Source organism: Bacillus sp. EKM501B, from assembly GCF_011800505.1.
Lineage (GTDB): Bacteria > Bacillota > Bacilli > Bacillales > Bacillaceae_G > Bacillus_A > Bacillus_A cereus.
On record NZ_JAALFZ010000066.1, the window covers coordinates 1 to 400 of the forward strand.

The window sequence follows — 400 nt, forward strand, 5'->3', positions numbered from 1 at the left end:
AATGATTTAGATTTGGTTTTAACTACATTACGTCAATTAGAAGGGAAGTCATTAACTACTAAGCCCCTTTTCCATTCAGATCAAGGGTTTCAATATACATCTAAATCCTACGCAAAACAGTTAGAGAAATTAGGATTTGTCGGTAGTCATTCTAGACGCGGAAACTGTTTTGATAATGCGTGTATCGAATCATTCTTCTCACATTTAAAAACAGAGAAGTTGTATTTAGTGTGCCCAAAAACATATGAAATGGCCTACCGAGCAATTCAAGAATATATTCAGTTTTATAATACAGAAAGATTCCAAGAAAAACTTCACGGCCTTTCCCCGATAGAATATCGGGAAAAGGCCGTGGCATAATACTCTTTTTATTTCTGTCTACTTGACAGGGAGATGACCA

General features: G+C 35.8%; 1 protein-coding gene. It reads left to right on the forward strand.

Annotation, left to right across the window (positions count from 1 at the left end):
• Nucleotides 1–360: IS3 family transposase (locus HFD78_RS29115; protein WP_191968153.1), on the forward strand; the 360-nt coding region annotated here is incomplete at its 5' end.
• Nucleotides 361–400 lie beyond the last annotated feature (40 nt).